We start from the raw sequence: 17,131 nt of genomic DNA, 5'->3' as shown, positions 1-17,131 counted from the left end.
GTTATTTACCTCCTTTAGTGTTTTTGCGAGCTGGAAGAACTTCACCACGGTAGATCCATACTTTAACACCAAGTTTACCGTATGTAGTATCTGCTTCTTCCCAAGCGTAATCGATATCTGCACGAAGTGTGTGAAGTGGAACAGTTCCTTCAGAGTATCCTTCAGCACGGGCGATATCTGCACCGTTCAAACGACCTGATACTTGAGTTTTGATTCCTTTAGCTCCAGCACGCATTGCACGTTGGATTGCTTGTTTTTGTGCACGACGGAAAGCAACACGTTGCTCCAATTGACGAGCAATACCTTCACCTACAAGGTGAGCATCCAAATCAGGTTGTTTGATTTCGATGATATTGATGTGTACTTGTTTTCCAGTCAATTTGTTAAGTTTTGCACGGAGTGCATCAACGTTAGCACCACCTTTACCGATAACCATACCTGGTTTAGCAGTGTGAAGTGAAACGTTAACTTTGTTTACTGCGCGTTCGATTTCGATAGTTGAAACTGCTGCGTCAGCAAGTTCTTTTTGAACGAATTTACGGATTGCAAGATCTTCATGAAGGTAATCCGCGTATTCTTTTTCAGCATACCATTTGGCATCCCAATCACGGATGATGCCGACACGCATACCAATTGGATGTACTTTTTGACCCACGATTTTACCTCCTTATTTTTCTGCAACAGCTACAGTGATGTGAGCTGTACGTTTGTTGATTGGTGAAGCTGAACCTTTCGCACGTGGACGGAAACGTTTCATAGTTGGTCCTTCGTTTGCGAATGCTTCAGATACTACCAAGTTAGCTTTATCCAAACCAAAGTTGTTTTCAGCGTTAGCTACAGCTGAGTTCAAAACTTTCAAGATGATTTCAGCAGCTTTGTTTGGAGTGAATGTCAAGATTGCGATTGCATCGGCTACGCTTTTACCACGGATGTTATCAAGAACAAGACGTGATTTACGAGGTGAAACACGTACTGTACGAGCCATTGCTTTAGCTGAAGTAATTTCTGCCATTTATGTTCTCCTTATTTTCTACGTGTTTTCTTGTCGTCTGCAGCGTGACCTTTGTAAGTACGAGTTGGTGCAAATTCACCAAGTTTGTGACCTACCATGTCTTCTTGGATGTAAACAGGTACGTGTTTACGACCGTCATAAACTGCAATAGTGTAACCAATGAAACTTGGGAAGATCGTTGAACGACGTGACCAAGTTTTAATAACTTTTTTCTTTTCGTCGTTAGCTTGAGCTTCAACTTTTTTCATCAAATGCTCATCGACGAAAGGTCCTTTTTTAAGACTGCGTCCCATTTTTATATTTTCTCCTTTAAATGTTGTACCACAGCGGCTTGCGCTCACATGGAGCGCTACCGAGCTGGCGGATTTACTAGTTGCTTAAGCGACTAGTTTAATATTATTTCTCGTTGCGACGACGAACGATAAGTTTGTCAGATTTCGCTTTCTTGTTACGAGTTTTAAGACCAAGAGCAGGTTTGCCCCATGGGGTAGATGGTGCTTTACGACCAACTGGTGCTTTACCTTCACCACCACCGTGTGGGTGATCGTTAGGGTTCATTACAGAACCACGAACTGTTGGACGAATACCTTTCCAACGGCTACGTCCTGCTTTACCAAGGTTTACAAGTCCATGTTGTTCGTTTCCGACAACACCAACTGTAGCACGGCAAGTTCCAAGAATCATACGAACTTCACCTGATTGAAGACGAACAAGAACGTATTTGCCTTCAGAACCCAATACTTGAGCAGATGCACCAGCAGCACGTACCAATTCACCACCACGACCTGGTTTCAACTCGATATTGTGGATCAAAGTACCAACTGGGATGTTAGCAAGTGGAAGAGCGTTTCCGACTTTGATATCTGCTTCTGGACCTGAAACGATACGTTGACCTACTTCAAGACCTTTTGGAGCGATGATGTATGCTTTCACACCGTCAGTGTAGTGTACAAGAGCGATGTTTGCAGAACGGTTTGGATCGTACTCGATTGTTTTAACAACTGCTTCAACGTTGTCTTTATTACGTTTGAAGTCAACCAAACGGTAGAAACGTTTGTGTCCACCACCTTGGTGACGAACTGTGATACGACCGTTGTTGTTACGACCAGCCTTGCTCTTCAATGCAACAAGCAATGATTTTTCAGGAGTGCTTGTTGTGATTTCAGCGAAATCCAAAGAAGTCATATTACGGCGACCGTTTGTTGTTGGTTTATAAACACGAATTCCCACGATATTTCCTCCTTAGATTATTCAGCTTCAGCAGCAAACAACTCGATTGCTTTAGAATCAGCTGTAAGTGTGATGATAGCTTTTTTAGTTTTGTTAGTAAAACCAGTGTAACGTCCAACACGTTTAGCTTTTGGTTTTACGTTGATTGTGTTAACGTTGGCAACTTTAACACCTTCGAAAGCAGCTTCAACAGCTTGCTTAATCAAAAGTTTGTGTGCACGAGTGTCAACTTCAAATACATATTTGCCTGCTTCAAGTTGAGCCATTGAGCTTTCAGTGATGACAGGTTTTTTGATAACATCATACAAATTCATTATGCAAGAACCTCCTCGATTTTAGAGATAGCTGCTTGTGTGACAAGAAGTTTGTCGCTATTTGCGATGTCAAGAACACTTGCAGTTGTAGCAGTTGCAACTTTCACGTTTGGAAGGTTACGAGCTGAAAGAGCTGCGAATTCATTTCCTTCTTCAAGGATAACAAGAACTTTAGAATCGATGCTCAATGCTGCAAGAACTTTTGCAAATTCAGCAGTTTTTGGAGCTGTAAATTCAAGAGAATCAACGGCTACAAATTTGTTTTCAGCAACTTTTTCAGAGTAAACTGATTTAAGAGCTAGGCGACGAACTTTTTGTGGAAGTTTGTAGCCGTATGAACGTGGAGTTGGTCCGAAGACAACACCACCACCACGCCATTGTGGTGAGCGGATAGAACCTTGACGAGCACGTCCAGTTCCTTTTTGACGCCATGGTTTGCGTCCACCACCTGATACTGCAGAGCGGTTTTTAACAGCGTGTGTTCCTTGGCGAAGGCTTGCGCGTTGGCTGATGATCACATCAAACACAACTGATTCATTTGGTTCGATACCAAATACTGCATCGTTAAGAACAACTTGGCCAGCTTCTTTACCAGTTTGGTCAAATAATGTTACGTTTGCCATTGTGACTGATTTCCCCTTTCTTTATTATTTACCAGCTTTAACTGCTGATTTGATAGTGATAAGAGATTTCTTAGCACCTGGTACGTTACCTTTGATAAGGATAACGTTCTTTTCTGGAACAACTTGTACAACTTCAAGGTTTTGAATTGTTACGCGGTCGCCACCCATACGTCCTGCAAGGTTTTTACCTTTGAATACGCGGTTAGGTGCAACAGGTCCCATAGAACCTGGACGACGGTGGTAACGAGAACCGTGAGCCATTGGTCCACGTGATTGTCCGTGGCGTTTGATAACACCTTGGAAACCTTTACCTTTAGAAGTACCAGTTACGTCAACAACGTCTCCAGCTGCGAATGTTTCAACTGTGATTTCAGCGCCAACTTCCAAGCCTTCAACGTTTTTGAATTCACGAATGAAGCGCTTAGGAGCCGTGTTAGCTTTCGCTACATGTCCTTTAGCAGGTTTGTTGCTCAATACTTCGCGTTTGTCATCGAAACCAACTTGGATAGCGTTGTATCCGTCTGTTTCAACAGTTTTAACTTGAAGGACAACGTTTGGAGTTGCTTCAATAACTGTTACAGGGATCAATTCGCCAGCTTCAGTGAAGATTTGAGTCATTCCCACTTTTTTCCCTAAGATTCCTTTTGTCATGAGAAAATAGTTCCTTTTCTATATTTTTTATTCAAAAAGTTTTTAACGAGCGTTTTTTATGCTCAAGTCTAAGATACAAAGGGCGTCAAACTCAAAGTGAAAATAGGAAACTGACGCAGTGTCTAGCAGACACTAGGAAGTTTATCTTTTTCACACCGAGTTTAGCCCGTGTTCAATTAGATTGAAACACCAGCCTCTGCTCTTTTATATTTTAGATTAAAGTTTGATTTCTACGTTTACACCACTTGGAAGATCCAATTTCATCAAAGCATCAACTGTTTTTTGAGTTGGGTTAACGATATCGATCAAACGTTTGTGTGTACGCATTTCAAATTGTTCGCGTGAGTCTTTGTATTTGTGAGTCGCACGAATGATTGTGTAGAGGCTACGTTCAGTTGGAAGTGGGATTGGACCCGCAACTTGTGCACCTGTACGAGTAGCTGATTCTACGATTTTTGCAGCCGCTGTGTCAAGCGTACGGTGTTCGTAAGCTTTCAAACGGATACGGATTTTTTTGTTTGCCATCTTTTTCTCCTTTTCGTCTATTTAAGATAATAGGCTAGCTCCACAAGAAAACCGACGCGGTGTTGCGTGGCAATGCAACCGAGCGTGTCGCAACCTCTTGCATCAAAGCTAAGGCTGTAATTTACAGCACCATAATAGAATAACACAAAGCCCCTGCGATTGCAAGGGATTTGTTGCTGTTTTTTCGTTTTTTTACGATGAAACTGTTTTCCTACTTTTTCTTTCTAAAATTAGGGATTTTCTTCTATATAATAAGCTGACTCCTCTTGACCTCAAATTTACCTTCTGATTGGTCCACTAGAATGTCCGCCCTTGACTCAGTTTCTTTATAGTATCGCAGATACTGCTCCCGTCTCATCTGATGGCTAGCCAATATAAAGGAGGCATCGCGATTTCTCACAGTCGTATCTCTAGCTAGGCGCCTCTTTAATTCGGTGTCCTCATCCGTGTAGAAACAGATGGTTTTGTCAAAGAGTTCCTTTGGTAAAAATCCTACAGACATCCCTTCGACAATCAGAATTAGTTTGGCTCCAGATAAGACCTCACTAGCCTTCCAAGGTTCTTCAATTGTTAAGATATCCATGCCAGCCTTTAAAGCGAGAATGTCTCTTTCTAAACTTACCAGTTCATGAGCCACAGGTAAACAAGCGGTCACTTTTTGGTCTGGAGTCTCCTTTGGCACTACCAGATGGCGTCCTGAGGTGATATAAGGATCTGTTTCTAGCAAATTTACCGTAGTATAATCTAAGGTTTGGTACAATTCCTGTGCAAAGGTTGATTTACCTGAAGCCCCATGACCGTATATTCCCAGTGTCCTGACTTTCCCCGTCTCGATCTCTGAGACTAGTTGGTCTACTAAGTCTTTTTTCTTCATTCTCTCTTCACCTGTTCATAGCTTTCTTTTCCGTCATTAAGCTTGTCCCAAATCACTACTTGCTCACTTTGGAGCGATTTTTGCACATCGATAATTCGTTGGTTGGACGATCCTCGAAACTGGAGCATGAGATTTCTCTTAGTTCGGTCATACCGTCCATCTACAAGGATGTCAATCAGTGATAAGAGTTCCAATTTGTCTGGAGTCTCCAGCATCATTTCTTCCCAAGTGTAGCCCGTCCAGGACCAGATGTCTTTTTCTGGTAGTTCCTTTCGAATGCGTTTAACGAGAGGCAGGAGAATCCCCGTATTGAGAAAAGGTTCTCCTCCCAACAAAGTCAAGCCTTGAACATAGGGCTGGGCAAGGTCTGCCATGATCTGTTCTTCTAGCTCTGCTGTATAGGGAATGCCAGCATTAAAAGACCAAGTCGCTACATTATAACACCCCTCGCAGTGAAACATGCAGCCTGATACATAGAGAGAGTTACGCACACCCTCTCCATCCACAAAGTTGAAGGCCTTGTAATCAATAATACGCCCTTGACTGAGTTCCTCACTTTTCCATTCTTGTGGTTTTGGATTATTCATTCGCTACCTCTATCCAATAACGCTCCACACCATTGCGAACATCCTCAAGGAGCCCACCATTTGCTAGAATAACTACTCTGCTAGCAGGATTCTTCACGCTACAGGTCACTAGAGTTCTCTTGATGTTCTTTTCCTTAGCAACTTGCAAGCCCTGACGGAGAGTCTCTTTTGCATAACCCTTGCCTCTTTCAGATGGACGAATGGAGTAGCCAATGTGGCCAGCATAATTCAGTAAACCCTCATTCAGTCTCAATCGCAGATTCAAAAATCCTAGAGCATGACCTGCATCATCAAATGATACAAATTGAATAGAAGGAACACGATTTTCAGGCAAGTTTATTCCTGTCTCTTTTTGCATATTTGTTTCCAACCACTCTTCATACACAAAGTTCTCTGTATCCCAAAATCCGCCATCATGGGCTGATTGGCTCTTTTCAAACTCTGCCATCATCTCTAAAACTGTTTCTTTATCTGCTAATCTTGGTCTGTGTAATTCCATCCTTACCTCCCACTATGAGAAAAGCGAGAGCTGACTCTCACTTTTATTTCTTCTTATTCTTATTTAAAAATTGTTCTCTGAGGTTGAGCAAGCGTTCTTTCTTACCAGCTCCACCTTTAGAGTGTTTCTCGTGATAACGGGTCACTTGTGCACGCCCCTTATCGTCTAATTGATATTTTCCCATTTCATTTCTTTCTAATTGGTTACTTGGTTACCAGCTATTTTAATCGTTGAGCCATTCATATGTTTGACACGCGCTGCGATTTCCTTGTGACGGCCGTTGACCATGGGTCTCGCTTGAGGATTACCTAAATAGCCACAAGTCCGTTTAACAACGTCTACTGTTTTAGGGTCGCTATTGCCACAGTTTGGACAAGCAAATCCTCTCTCAGTTGGTTCAAAATCCCCTTCAAAGTCACACTTGTAGCAACGGTCTATTGGAGTATTGGTTCCAAGATAACCCACACGGTCATAAGCATAATCCCAGACAGCTTCCAAGGCTTTAGGATTTTGCTGGAGGACTGGATACTCACAATAATGGATGAAACCACCTGACGCACCTGCTTCTGGATAGACTTTCTCAAAGTCTAATTTTTCAAACGGTGTTGGATTTTTACGAACATCGTAGTGGAAAGAGTTGGTGTAGTATTCCTTATCTGTAATATCAGGAATAGAACCAAACTTGTCTGTATCTAGTCGACAGAAACGGTCTGTCAAACTTTCAGACGGTGTTGAGTAGATAGAGAAATGGTAGCCATATTGGTCAGACCACTCTTCTACACGGCGTTTCATATCGCGAATGATGTCTAGCGTGAATTCCTTAGCATCTGGATTACTTTCCCAGCTGTTACCAAAGAAAACTGTCGCTACTTCATACAAGCCGATGTAACCCAGCGAAACTGTTGCCCGACGATTCTTAAAGAGCTGGTCAACACTTTCTTCTTTACCTAGACGATGGCCAAAAGCACCGTACTGATAAAGAATAGGAGCATTTGCCGGTGTCGCTTCCTTGGTTCGTTCGACACGGTAAACCAGAGCATCCTCAGCGATATTCATACGCTCGTTGAAGATTTCCCAGAACTTATTCATGTCGCCCTCAGACTCAAGAGCAATACGAGGCAGGTTAACTGTCACAACGCCTAGATTCATCCGACCCGAATTGACTTCTACACCATTCTCATCTTTCCATCCTTGAAGGAACGAACGGCAGCCCATAGGAACTTTGAAAGAACCTGTCAAGTCAACAATCTTATCATAGGATAAGACATCCGGATACATCCGTTTGGTTGCACACTCGAGGGCCAACTGTTTGATGTCGTAGTTAGGCGAACCTTCCTCTAAATTGAATCCTCTTTTAAGCGTGAAGATAAGTTTAGGAAAGATAGCCGTACGGTGTTCTGAACCAAGACCCTTGATGCGAATGTTTAAAATAGCTTTTTGAATTTCTCGTTCAAAACGACTGGTTCCCAGACCAAAACCTAGCGAAGTAAAAGGTGTTTGTCCATTTGAAGTGAAGAGAGTATTGATTTCATACTCAAGAGATTGCATGGCATCGTAGATGTCCTTTTGCGTTTTCTTCCAAGCGTAATCTTCCCGTTTTTCAGGCAATACCCACTCTTCTGCATCTTTGAGATGTTTTTGATAGTTCTTCTCTGCATAAGGCGCCAAAATTTCATCGATACGGTCAGCTGAACAGCCACCGTACTGGCTAGAAGCAACGTTGGCAATGATTTGAGAAATCTGTGCTGTCGCAGTCTGGATAGACTTGGGACTCTCTACCTCTGCATTTCCAATCTTAAAACCATTTTCCAACATACCCTTAAAATCAATCAAACAGCAGTTGGTCATAGGGGTATAGGGACTGTAGTCCAAATCGTGATAGTGGATATCCCCCTTTTGGTGGGCATTGGCTACGTGCTTAGGAAGCATTTGCAGTCCGATTGATTTCCCAACAATCCCTGCTGTCAAATCACGCTGAGTGTTAAAGACATCACTGTCTTTATTAGCATTTTCATTGACAACCGCCTGGTCTTTGTTGAGTAGTTTATGGATACTAAAGTTAATATCTGTCGCTTTTGAGCGCTCAAAATCCCTTTGTGTCCGATAAGTAATATACTCCTCAGCCAGCGCATATTCTTTGGCTTCAAGGAGTTCATGTTCTACAATATTTTGAATTTCGTAAATCTTAACCCCCTGTGGAAAGCGACTATGAATTTCTGTGACAATTCGCTCGGTCAGAGCATTGAGGCGTTTTTCGACCAAGGGTGTCACATCCATAACCTTGTCTGCTGCCTTGTGGAGAGCCTTGTCAATCTTGTCCACATCAAATACAACACGTCTCCCATCTCGTTTCTCGACGAAGAGAGTTGGCAAAATTGTAATTTTTTCTTCTAGTGCAATCATATGCATGCTCTTTTCTAAAATGTTCTTTCTAAAAAGTATTATACCACTCTAAAAAGAAAAATCAATATCTTGTGTTAAAAATCCTAAAATTTTTAAAAATACACAAGATATTGATTTGGTTATTTGATTTTATAGACTTTAAACTCTGAGTAATCAGTCTTTACTGGTTGGTAATTTTCTTTCAAGATTGTTTCCACTTCAGACCAGACTGACACCTTATCGTTCACCACAATCACCTTAGGTTGTTTTTCTTTCAAGTCATTGAGTAGCTTATTCCGATTTTCCTCAGTTGCTGTATAGTGCAACGGGGACAAAATAGCCGATGGCGACAAGCGCTCACTCTTACGATAAAGAGTAGCAGTATCATCCCATGCATAGACAGCATCTTCCGTACTTGTCTCCTCTTTCACTAAATCAGCAAGACGATTACGTTCTTGATAAGGTACCGGATAAAGGACAAACTTTATCAAAAAGGGAACAGTCAAAAGATAGACAAGCCCTAAAACTGGCAGATATAGATTTCCTTTGAAGAAACGACTCCATAGGCTAACTGGCGTCTCTCTTCGTCTTCTTCTAACACTACGCCCCCTCTGTTGACTCTTAATATTGGTTACCAATAAAAGTAGGAAAACAGGGAAGACGACCATCAAATAAGAAGCGTGCAGAGGCTCTTGTGAAAAGAAAAGCAAAATCAAACCTAAAATTGTCACAAAACTTGCAGGAACCGAAATGACGTATAGTTTAGAAGGTTTGGATTGAAAGAGACCTAAAAAGATACAAACCACAAATCCCAAACCAAGGGACAACAAGCCATAAAAAGCCATATTCTCTAAAATTTTAGAAGTGAAATCAAAGCGAATACTGTCAATGGGATAGCGAATACCACTAATGGCATCCCCAAAACTTCCTGTTGCAACACTATAATAGGCAGTTGGATAAAAGACAAGTGAAAAACCTAAAGCCACTGCAAGAAACTGATAAAATCCATGTGTAAAACGTCTATGCCCAAGGTTAAAGACCAACAAGCCTAAACTCACTACAGCAATAAACAGGAGCGATGCCAAGGGAGCAAAGAAAAATCCGCCCGCCAAAGCCAGCCCAATCCGTACAAATCCCTTATCATGGTTTGGATTACTTAGATAAGCCGCAACTAAACTAAAGGCCGCGAATAAGAAAGGAAGCGCTAAAAGAGTCGCATAGCCTCCACCAAAAGCAAGACCTATAACTAGCATATAAAAAATAGTCACCATTTGTCCAGCTTGGTCTCCTTGCTCTGTCAAGGTGTCCGCCGATCGAAAGAGGAAAAATCCTCCTGCTACCAAGGCTAACCACTCAAAGATGGCAAAGAAAAATCCGCCCTGAGTCACGTAAGTCAGCAAATAATAAAGTAAACCTTGACTTCCATAATAGTCGCTGTAAATCTTCCCTGTCTGATGAAGCGCCCAACCTGCATAAAAATCCTGCACTTCTTGTGCACTCATTAAATCGAGTAATAGCGGTACTCCTAGAGTTATTCCTGTTACAAGCGTACTCCATAGTAAAATTTTCACCAAAGGAAGACGACTTGATTCACGATGATGCAATTCTTGTTCGATTTGGTATTCTAGAGGTTCACGATTCTCCTGATGAACTTCTTCTACTCTACCATACACACTCATATCGTTTCTCCTATTCAATTTATCTGTCTTAGTATATCAAAAAGTCCTAGGATTGTCAGCTTGCGATGGGTGTTTGAGTGATTTTTTGCATAGTTTCACAAAGGTTTCAATTTCTCGAAAGCGGTGTAACTGTGTCTGTTTAAATGATATGATATAATCCAATTCTTTCTGGGTCAGCATCTTTCCTCCTACATCTTCTTATTCGTAAAAGACAAGAAAAATAGGACTGGTTTGTGTCCTCAGTCCTAGATTTCTTATAAGATAGGGGCGAATAACTGGGCAATTTCTTTTACAAGCTTTTGATACCAGCTCGTTTTGATAGAATGAGGATAGACTTCCTGAGAATCTGCAAATATATTTTGAAAATCTCGGGCTATTTCCATTATAGAAGGAGTTTTATAGAGTAAGACTGCATTTTCATAATGGTGTACCAAGCTCCGGTAGTCGAGATTGATTGTCCCCACCACCGCAAAATCTTCGTCTACCAACATCTGCTTACTATGAATAAAACCTGGGCTATACTCATAAATTCGAACCCCAGCAGAAAGAAGGTCTGGATAAGCCCCTCTTGTGACTAACTGAATGAACTTCTTATCTGGTATGTAAGGGGTGATAATTCGAACATCGACCCCTCTCATAGCTGCATTTTTGATTGTCTCCGTTAAATCATAATCTATGATCAAATAAGGTGTCGTAATATAGACCGATTCCGTTGCTTGATTGATCAAACTCTGATAAACCTTTTTCCCTACCTGCGTTCGAAAAATTGGCTTGGGTCCACTTCCGTATGGAATGGTTAATCCGTCACTTGGAATAGAATGATTTTCTAAATGATATTGATCAAAATCACTAATCTCTCCTCGATTGATGTACCAAGTGGTCAAAAATAAGCGTGTCAGGGCTTTTACTGCTAGTCCGTCCAAGCGAATTCCACTATCCTTCCAATAACCAAATCTCTCGACGTGGTTAATGTACTCATCTGCCAGATTGACCCCACCAGTATAGGCTATCTGACCATCAACAATCAATATTTTTCTATGATCTCTGTTATTATAGGCCACTGTCAAACGAGGAATAACTTTATTGAATTTATGGGCCTCGATGCCCAGCTGACGAAGTCGATGTGCATAATCTCCTGTTAAAGTAGCCATACAGCCAATATCATCATAGAGCAGTTTAACTTCAATGCCTTGAGCGACCTTTTGCTCCAAGATTTCTAGAATACGATTCCACATCAAACCTTCTTCTATAATGTAATATTCCAAGAAGATAAATTTCTCAGCCTTTTTGAGATCTTCTACCATCTTTTTCCACATAGCTTCTCCGTTAGGAAAAAATGTAGAGGCAGTTTGATCATAGATATCGGCATTGGTATCCATACTCAATAAGGACTTGATGACGCCATATGCCGCCTTATCACTTTCTTTTAATTCCTCTTTTAGTAACTGGCTATTTGCTTCTTGGAAATGCATGGAGCCTAGCTTCTTCAGTTGTTTGATTTCTTTTTTGGACAATCGCCTTTCACCAAACATCAGATAGAGCAAGGGGCCAAATACTGGCACAAAGGCTACTAATAACCAGGTTACCTTATTCTCAGGAGTCGTATTACGGTTGACTATCGAAATGATTGTGATGATACTCAGTAGAATGAGGACAGTAATCCATAAAATGGGGGCCATGCGCCCTAAATAAAGAAAGAGACCAAAAACCAGACAAAGTTCAAGTAACATAATCGAAAGACTAAAGCCATACTTGGACATCAATAATTGAAATTTCCTATATTTCATATCCCCTCCTTGATATTTTGAATGCTAAAAACAAGTAATTGATACTAGTATAACTCAGGTATTCGATAGAAGGCAAGTATTTATGATTATTTTCTAGGTAAAAGTAAAAAGGCTGAAAAATCCAGCCCTTTCTACTTGCATAGTCTTATTTAGTTAAAACGATTTGGTCCGATGGGTCTCTATCCATATCATCTACGATGATTTGATTACCGTTTACAGTGTAAATTTTGACATCATCGCCAATAATCATACGTTGATTTGCTGCATCAAATGTGACCTGTTTGACTTTCTGATCCCCGTCAGATTCGAGCTCAGTCCATGTACCAGTCGTTCCAGTGACCACTAAAGTGATACGGTCTCCGTCATCTTGGCCTGTATAAGTCCCATCAATATTAGTTGGTTGAGCCTCAGGCGCATTTTGTGAAGAACTTGTCGTTGCCCGGTTTGTATTTTCTGTGGAAGATGAAGCAGCAGATTGTGATTGCTGAGTTTGTTGTGTTTGCGGTTTAGCTGCTGGTTGTTGAACCTGTTGAACTCTTTGTGAACAAGCTACTAAGAGACTAAGGCTTGCTAGAGTGGTCAATTTATCTGCTCACGTTCCAGCAAGTAGCCCCGTACTTCTGAGATAAAATAGAGAGACCCTGTAATGAATAACAAGTCCTGCGTATCTGCTCTTTCTTCAAAACTACTAATAAATTCTCGGTAAGAAGGAATTACATGGTAACCGGTCACATCTGTCTCGTCCAAGGACCCTTGATAGTCAAAGCCGGTCACCTTGAGTTCTACCTGAGGTAAATTTTCAGTCAGATAACCCAACATCCCTTGATAATCCTTCCGTTTCAAGGCTCCAAATAGGATTTGAGGACGATAACCTTCCTGCTCTTTTTCTTTGATAAATTCAACCAAGCGAGTCAAGGCAGGGAGGTTATGAGCACCATCCAAATAAATCTGTGGGCGAATACACTCCAAACGCCCAGCCCAATGGGTCTTCTCCAAAGCCTGTCTTACAGCCTGTTCATCAACAACATCCTTTCCTTCCCTCATAAAAAGAAGAAACGTTTGCAACGCCAAGGCCGCATTCTCCTGCTGATAAGCTCCTTCTAAGCCTATTTTCAACTGTGAAAGGTTAGCCAAAGAGCTTGAAAAACCCCCATTCAGCATTAAAAAATCCTGACCTGCCTGATAAAGGTCAACAGCTAAAGAGTCTGCTTTTTTCTGACAAACAAGCCTAGCTTCTGAAGGCAACTTAGCAATCACTGCCTTCTCACCAGCCTTGAAAATACCAGCTTTCTGCTCTGCAATTGCTGCTATACTGTCACCCAGAGTCTCCTGATGATCAAATCCGATGGAGGTGATGACAGCAATCTCTCCAGTTACCACATTGGTTGTGTCAAGTAAGCCACCAATTCCCACTTCTAGTAGAAGCAAATCCACCTCTTGCTCTCTAAAATAAAGAAAAGCAATCAAGGTCAGCAATTCAAAAAAGGACAACTGATCATGGGTTTGCAGAAGCGTTTTCTCCATCTCCTTGACCTGCTCGGCCAAACGGATGAAGTCTGTGTCTGCTATAGGTTGCCCATTAATGCAGATTCGGTCATTGATAGATACGATATGAGGAGAGGTAAAGGTCGCGACTTTTTTACCATGCCCCATAAATAACTCCCTCATAAAAGCAATGGTAGATCCTTTCCCATTAGTCCCTGTTACATGGATAATAGGGTAAGACTGCTCAGGATTTCCTAACAAATCCACCGCTTGCTGTATTCGGCCCAAGCCTGATCGAAAATTCAAACCAATCCGACTATGAAGCCATTCTTCTACTTCAAACATACACATCTCCTTGATAAAAGTCTAATCAATTACCACACCAAAGCATGATGACTAACAAAAACAAGGCCAGGATTTTCGTCCCGACCTCTTACCTGGTTAGCTAATAACTAACTACTATGATTATTAACTTGGGCTAAAAACGTCCTCCGGACGTTCCAACTCTTCCAATTTCTAGGAGTTGGGATGATACAGTCTCCCAGACTTACCAGCTCTCTCTTATTTAAAGGAACTGGGGTAAAAATATCCACAGGACATTCCAACTCTTCCCAATTTCTGGGAGTTGGGCTGATACAGCCTCCCAGACTTACTGACGGTTTTTATTTTTAGCGTCAGGCTAAAAACGTCCCCCGAACTTACTGACGGTTTTTATTTTTAGCGTCAGGCTAAAAACGTCCACTGGACGTTCCAACTCTTCCCAATTTTTGGGAGTTGGAGTGATACAGTCTCCCAGACTGTATCACTCCTCCATAAAACTATTGAAGACTTCTTCAATCATGTTCCATTCGTCTTCTGAGTCTTCTGGGATTGGTTGCAATTCACCTTCTGTTCCATCTTCGTTTTCGATGAATGAGTAAGCTTGGATTTCAACTTGTCCGTCTTCATCTTCTTCTGCGTTAACTGGTACTAGAAGAACATAGTTTTTACCAAATTCTTCTTTTCCATCAATCGTCAAAAGGATTTCAAACAAGGTTTCATTTCCTTGCTCATCTACTAGTGTAATTAATTCACGTTCTTCGTGGTCGTGGTTATGATCGTGTGACATAGCCTCTCCTTTGTATTAAAATTTTCTATCTAAATAATTTTGTAAAATCAGCTGAGCTGCTAACTTATCAATGACTTTCTTGCGCTTATTACGGCTGATATCTGCTTGTTCAATCAACATGCGCTCTGCGGCAACTGTTGTCAAGCGTTCATCTTGATAGTCTACTGGTAAACCAAAAAGCTCTTCTAGCTTTGCTCCGTATGCTTGACTAGCTTCCACGCGCGGTCCGCTTGTATTGTTCATGTTTTTAGGCAAACCCACTACAAATCGTTCAACCTTATAAGTATCAACCAACTCCTTAACGCGGTCAAAACCAAATTGGCCTTGCTCCTCATTGATTTGGATGATTTCAAGCCCTTGAGCTGTAAAACCGAGCGGGTCGCTAATAGCCACTCCTACCGTTTTTGAACCGACGTCCAATCCCATAATTCTCATAGGTTATAGATCGACTCCTTGTCCTTTAAGGTAGTAGCGGACCAATTCCTCAACGATTTCATCACGCTCATACTTACGGATTTGATTTCGTGCATTATTATAACGAGGAACATAGGCAGGGTCTCCACTCAATACGTAACCTACGATTTGGTTGATTGGGTTGTAGCCCTTATCGTTCAACGAAGCATAAACATCAGTCAGAGTTTCGCTAATTTCTTTTTTATTGGAATCGTCCAATTTAAAACGTACTGTTTCTTCAGTAAATCCCATTCTAACACCCTCTTTCCTTAGAATAGTACTATTATAGCATAATTCCTTACGTTCTACAATTCAGGCAGTCTATTTATTTGGATTTTCTATTGTTCTGTCGCGCCATTTGCCAATCTGTCTGAAATATATTTGCTTGGTTCATTTTTCAAAAGATTTTCTAAACCAATGTTCTTCAAATATTCTAACTGAGAAGCCTTCTTGACATCCAAAACTTGAAAATCAAAACTAGTCGTTGTTTGAAGTTCTGTTGCACTCAATAGTTTAGTTTCAAGCTTAAATCCTGCTAATTTGCGAGCTTCTATGATAGACTCATCCTTCTCCTCCGCCTCGAGAAGAGCTTTTTGAGTTTCTTCCACTCCATGTTGGTCGATATAAGTCTTCAACTCATCAGAGACTGGACGTTTTTGTTGAATGGTTAGATTCAAAAAAGTCTTGTCTTTATAAGTAATGGTTTGGGTTTGCTGGCTACCATCATCTGACTTAGGCAAGAGCAAAGTCTTGGTTACAACTGTATTCTTCTCAGCATTTTCAATGACTGGCAATGCCGACTGAAGCGTCTCCTTTTCTGTTTTTGTAGCTGGTCCAGTTTCTTTTTTCTGTCCGCAACCAACCAGAACAAAAAGGAAAGCTAGACTAACAAGAACTATTTTTTTCATTTCTTTCTTCTTTCTTTTTGAAATTAAAATAGAATAAGACTGGGAATTGCTCCCAGCCTTGATGTTTATAGAGCTGCACGCAAACGTGCTTCTGCATTTTCTACATTACGGACAGAGCGTGGTAGGAAGGCACGAATATCGTCTTCCTTGTAGCCAACTTGCAGGCGTTTTTCATCTACAAGGATTGGGCTCTTTAAAATTCTCGGTGTTTCCATAATCAGATTGAGAACTTCGTTGACACTCAAATCTTCAATATCCACTCCAAGGGCTTTGGCATAGCGATTTTTAGACGAAACGATGCTGGCTATTCCGTTATCTGTTTTGGTTAGAATATCCAGTAATTCTTCTCTCGTAATTCCTTCTTTACCAAGGTTTTGTTCTTTATAACTTAACTGGTGGGCATTGAGCCAGGTTTTTGCTTTTTTACAGCTAGTACAACTTGAGACTGTATAAATTTTAATCATGTACCTACCCCTTTCGCTACATGTTACTATCAGTTTAGTCTATTATACCATAAAAAACATCCGACTTGCGACCTATTTTTAAATTTTTTTGACTTTTTTCGTCATTTTCGTACTTTTTTCTTGACAAAATGAAATTTACAGCCATTCTTGATATTTCTTGATATAGATTTTTTTCACAATTGTCACGCTAATCATATACAAAATAATGATGAAAAGTAAAAAGATGAAATAAATCGGTTTTAAAGGAGTTAGATGAAGTAGGATTGCGAGTGGACTGTAGGGAAGGAAGGTCACAAAGGCTGCAGCCAATAAGGTTGTCACAAGGACTAGCCAAGCTGGACGACTTTGTAAAAAGGGAATTTTGGCTGAACGCAGCATATGTATAACCATGGTCTGTGACCACATAGACTCGATAAACCAACCTGTCTGAAACAAGACAATAAATCCTACGGCAGACTCCGCTCCATGGACATAGGCTTGACCTGTCGTCATGGGTACAATGATAAAATAGAGCAAAATAAAGGTCAAAATATCAAAGGCAGAAGAGATA

General features: G+C 41.1%; 23 protein-coding genes. All 23 read right to left on the bottom strand.

The features are described 5' to 3' along the window. Nucleotide 1: 1 nt before the first annotated feature. Nucleotides 2-655, bottom strand: a complete 654-nt coding sequence (gene rpsC / locus SMIDD26_RS01085; RefSeq protein ID WP_000529936.1) for a 30S ribosomal protein S3 — start codon at nucleotides 653-655, stop codon at nucleotides 2-4. A 12-nt stretch (nucleotides 656-667) separates the two neighbouring features. After that, the gene (rplV, locus tag SMIDD26_RS01080; RefSeq protein ID WP_000818137.1) at nucleotides 668-1,012 is read right to left on the bottom strand and encodes a 50S ribosomal protein L22; all 345 of its coding nucleotides are present in this window, start codon (nucleotides 1,010-1,012) and stop codon (nucleotides 668-670) included. An 11-nt stretch (nucleotides 1,013-1,023) separates the two neighbouring features. Further along, on the bottom strand, nucleotides 1,024-1,305 hold the full coding sequence (gene rpsS / locus SMIDD26_RS01075; protein WP_000533766.1) for a 30S ribosomal protein S19: 282 nt from the start codon (nucleotides 1,303-1,305) through the stop codon (nucleotides 1,024-1,026). A gap of 103 nt (nucleotides 1,306-1,408) precedes the next feature. Further along, on the bottom strand, nucleotides 1,409-2,242 hold the full coding sequence (gene rplB, locus SMIDD26_RS01070) for a 50S ribosomal protein L2 (protein ID WP_000512911.1): 834 nt from the start codon (nucleotides 2,240-2,242) through the stop codon (nucleotides 1,409-1,411). A 17-nt stretch (nucleotides 2,243-2,259) separates the two neighbouring features. Beyond that, a complete protein-coding gene (locus SMIDD26_RS01065) occupies nucleotides 2,260-2,556 on the bottom strand; it encodes a 50S ribosomal protein L23 (RefSeq protein ID WP_001055347.1) in 297 nt (98 codons plus the stop codon). Continuing rightward, nucleotides 2,556-3,179 (bottom strand): 50S ribosomal protein L4, encoded by a 624-nt coding sequence (rplD, locus tag SMIDD26_RS01060; protein WP_000024539.1) that lies wholly within the window; start codon nucleotides 3,177-3,179, stop codon nucleotides 2,556-2,558. Before rplD ends, SMIDD26_RS01065 begins: the two co-directional genes overlap by 1 nt. Before the next feature lie 24 nt (nucleotides 3,180-3,203). After that, the gene (gene rplC, locus SMIDD26_RS01055; RefSeq protein WP_000160197.1) at nucleotides 3,204-3,830 is read right to left on the bottom strand and encodes a 50S ribosomal protein L3; all 627 of its coding nucleotides are present in this window, start codon (nucleotides 3,828-3,830) and stop codon (nucleotides 3,204-3,206) included. Nucleotides 3,831-4,046: 216 nt separating this feature from the next. Continuing rightward, a complete protein-coding gene (gene rpsJ / locus SMIDD26_RS01050) occupies nucleotides 4,047-4,355 on the bottom strand; it encodes a 30S ribosomal protein S10 (RefSeq protein ID WP_001284513.1) in 309 nt (102 codons plus the stop codon). A 244-nt stretch (nucleotides 4,356-4,599) separates the two neighbouring features. Next, nucleotides 4,600-5,229, bottom strand: coding sequence for a uridine kinase family protein (locus SMIDD26_RS01045; protein ID WP_061438656.1), 630 nt, complete (start codon nucleotides 5,227-5,229; stop codon nucleotides 4,600-4,602). Then, a complete protein-coding gene (gene nrdG / locus SMIDD26_RS01040; protein ID WP_061438655.1) occupies nucleotides 5,226-5,816 on the bottom strand; it encodes an anaerobic ribonucleoside-triphosphate reductase activating protein in 591 nt (196 codons plus the stop codon). Before nrdG ends, SMIDD26_RS01045 begins: the two co-directional genes overlap by 4 nt. Then, nucleotides 5,809-6,315 (bottom strand): GNAT family N-acetyltransferase, encoded by a 507-nt coding sequence (locus SMIDD26_RS01035; RefSeq protein ID WP_061438654.1) that lies wholly within the window; start codon nucleotides 6,313-6,315, stop codon nucleotides 5,809-5,811. The genes nrdG and SMIDD26_RS01035 overlap by 8 nt, the downstream gene beginning before the upstream one ends. Before the next feature lie 43 nt (nucleotides 6,316-6,358). Next, nucleotides 6,359-6,499 (bottom strand): hypothetical protein, encoded by a 141-nt coding sequence (locus SMIDD26_RS01030; protein ID WP_000521618.1) that lies wholly within the window; start codon nucleotides 6,497-6,499, stop codon nucleotides 6,359-6,361. A gap of 11 nt (nucleotides 6,500-6,510) precedes the next feature. Then, a complete protein-coding gene (gene nrdD / locus SMIDD26_RS01025; protein ID WP_061438653.1) occupies nucleotides 6,511-8,718 on the bottom strand; it encodes an anaerobic ribonucleoside-triphosphate reductase in 2,208 nt (735 codons plus the stop codon). 119 nt (nucleotides 8,719-8,837) lie between these two features. Further along, nucleotides 8,838-10,376, bottom strand: a complete 1,539-nt coding sequence (locus SMIDD26_RS01020) for a hypothetical protein (protein WP_061438652.1) — start codon at nucleotides 10,374-10,376, stop codon at nucleotides 8,838-8,840. 254 nt (nucleotides 10,377-10,630) lie between these two features. Continuing rightward, nucleotides 10,631-12,163, bottom strand: a complete 1,533-nt coding sequence (gene cls, locus SMIDD26_RS01010) for a cardiolipin synthase (RefSeq protein ID WP_000877326.1) — start codon at nucleotides 12,161-12,163, stop codon at nucleotides 10,631-10,633. 145 nt (nucleotides 12,164-12,308) lie between these two features. Then, nucleotides 12,309-12,746: an SP_0198 family lipoprotein gene (locus SMIDD26_RS01005; RefSeq protein WP_061438650.1), complete on the bottom strand. Its 438-nt coding sequence runs from the start codon at nucleotides 12,744-12,746 to the stop codon at nucleotides 12,309-12,311. Next, the gene (locus SMIDD26_RS01000) at nucleotides 12,743-13,993 is read right to left on the bottom strand and encodes a folylpolyglutamate synthase/dihydrofolate synthase family protein (RefSeq protein WP_061438649.1); all 1,251 of its coding nucleotides are present in this window, start codon (nucleotides 13,991-13,993) and stop codon (nucleotides 12,743-12,745) included. The genes SMIDD26_RS01005 and SMIDD26_RS01000 overlap by 4 nt, the downstream gene beginning before the upstream one ends. Before the next feature lie 457 nt (nucleotides 13,994-14,450). Further along, nucleotides 14,451-14,756, bottom strand: coding sequence for a DUF1292 domain-containing protein (locus tag SMIDD26_RS00995; RefSeq protein WP_000017620.1), 306 nt, complete (start codon nucleotides 14,754-14,756; stop codon nucleotides 14,451-14,453). Between the two features lie 15 nt (nucleotides 14,757-14,771). Continuing rightward, nucleotides 14,772-15,191, bottom strand: a complete 420-nt coding sequence (gene ruvX, locus SMIDD26_RS00990; RefSeq protein ID WP_004239076.1) for a Holliday junction resolvase RuvX — start codon at nucleotides 15,189-15,191, stop codon at nucleotides 14,772-14,774. A 3-nt stretch (nucleotides 15,192-15,194) separates the two neighbouring features. Continuing rightward, nucleotides 15,195-15,461: an IreB family regulatory phosphoprotein gene (locus SMIDD26_RS00985; protein WP_000507059.1), complete on the bottom strand. Its 267-nt coding sequence runs from the start codon at nucleotides 15,459-15,461 to the stop codon at nucleotides 15,195-15,197. Nucleotides 15,462-15,547: 86 nt separating this feature from the next. Then, on the bottom strand, nucleotides 15,548-16,117 hold the full coding sequence (locus SMIDD26_RS00980) for an SP0191 family lipoprotein (RefSeq protein ID WP_061438648.1): 570 nt from the start codon (nucleotides 16,115-16,117) through the stop codon (nucleotides 15,548-15,550). Between the two features lie 65 nt (nucleotides 16,118-16,182). Beyond that, nucleotides 16,183-16,581, bottom strand: a complete 399-nt coding sequence (gene spx / locus SMIDD26_RS00975) for a transcriptional regulator Spx (RefSeq protein ID WP_000591165.1) — start codon at nucleotides 16,579-16,581, stop codon at nucleotides 16,183-16,185. A gap of 135 nt (nucleotides 16,582-16,716) precedes the next feature. After that, nucleotides 16,717-17,131 (bottom strand): cation transporting ATPase C-terminal domain-containing protein (locus tag SMIDD26_RS00965; RefSeq protein ID WP_348538394.1); only part of this gene is annotated, 415 nt, incomplete at its 5' end.

It is taken from the genome of Streptococcus mitis (assembly GCF_001579035.1).
GTDB lineage: Bacteria > Bacillota > Bacilli > Lactobacillales > Streptococcaceae > Streptococcus > Streptococcus mitis_J.
Note: the sequence above shows the minus strand (reverse complement) of the source record. Positions and strands in the feature narration are given on the sequence as shown.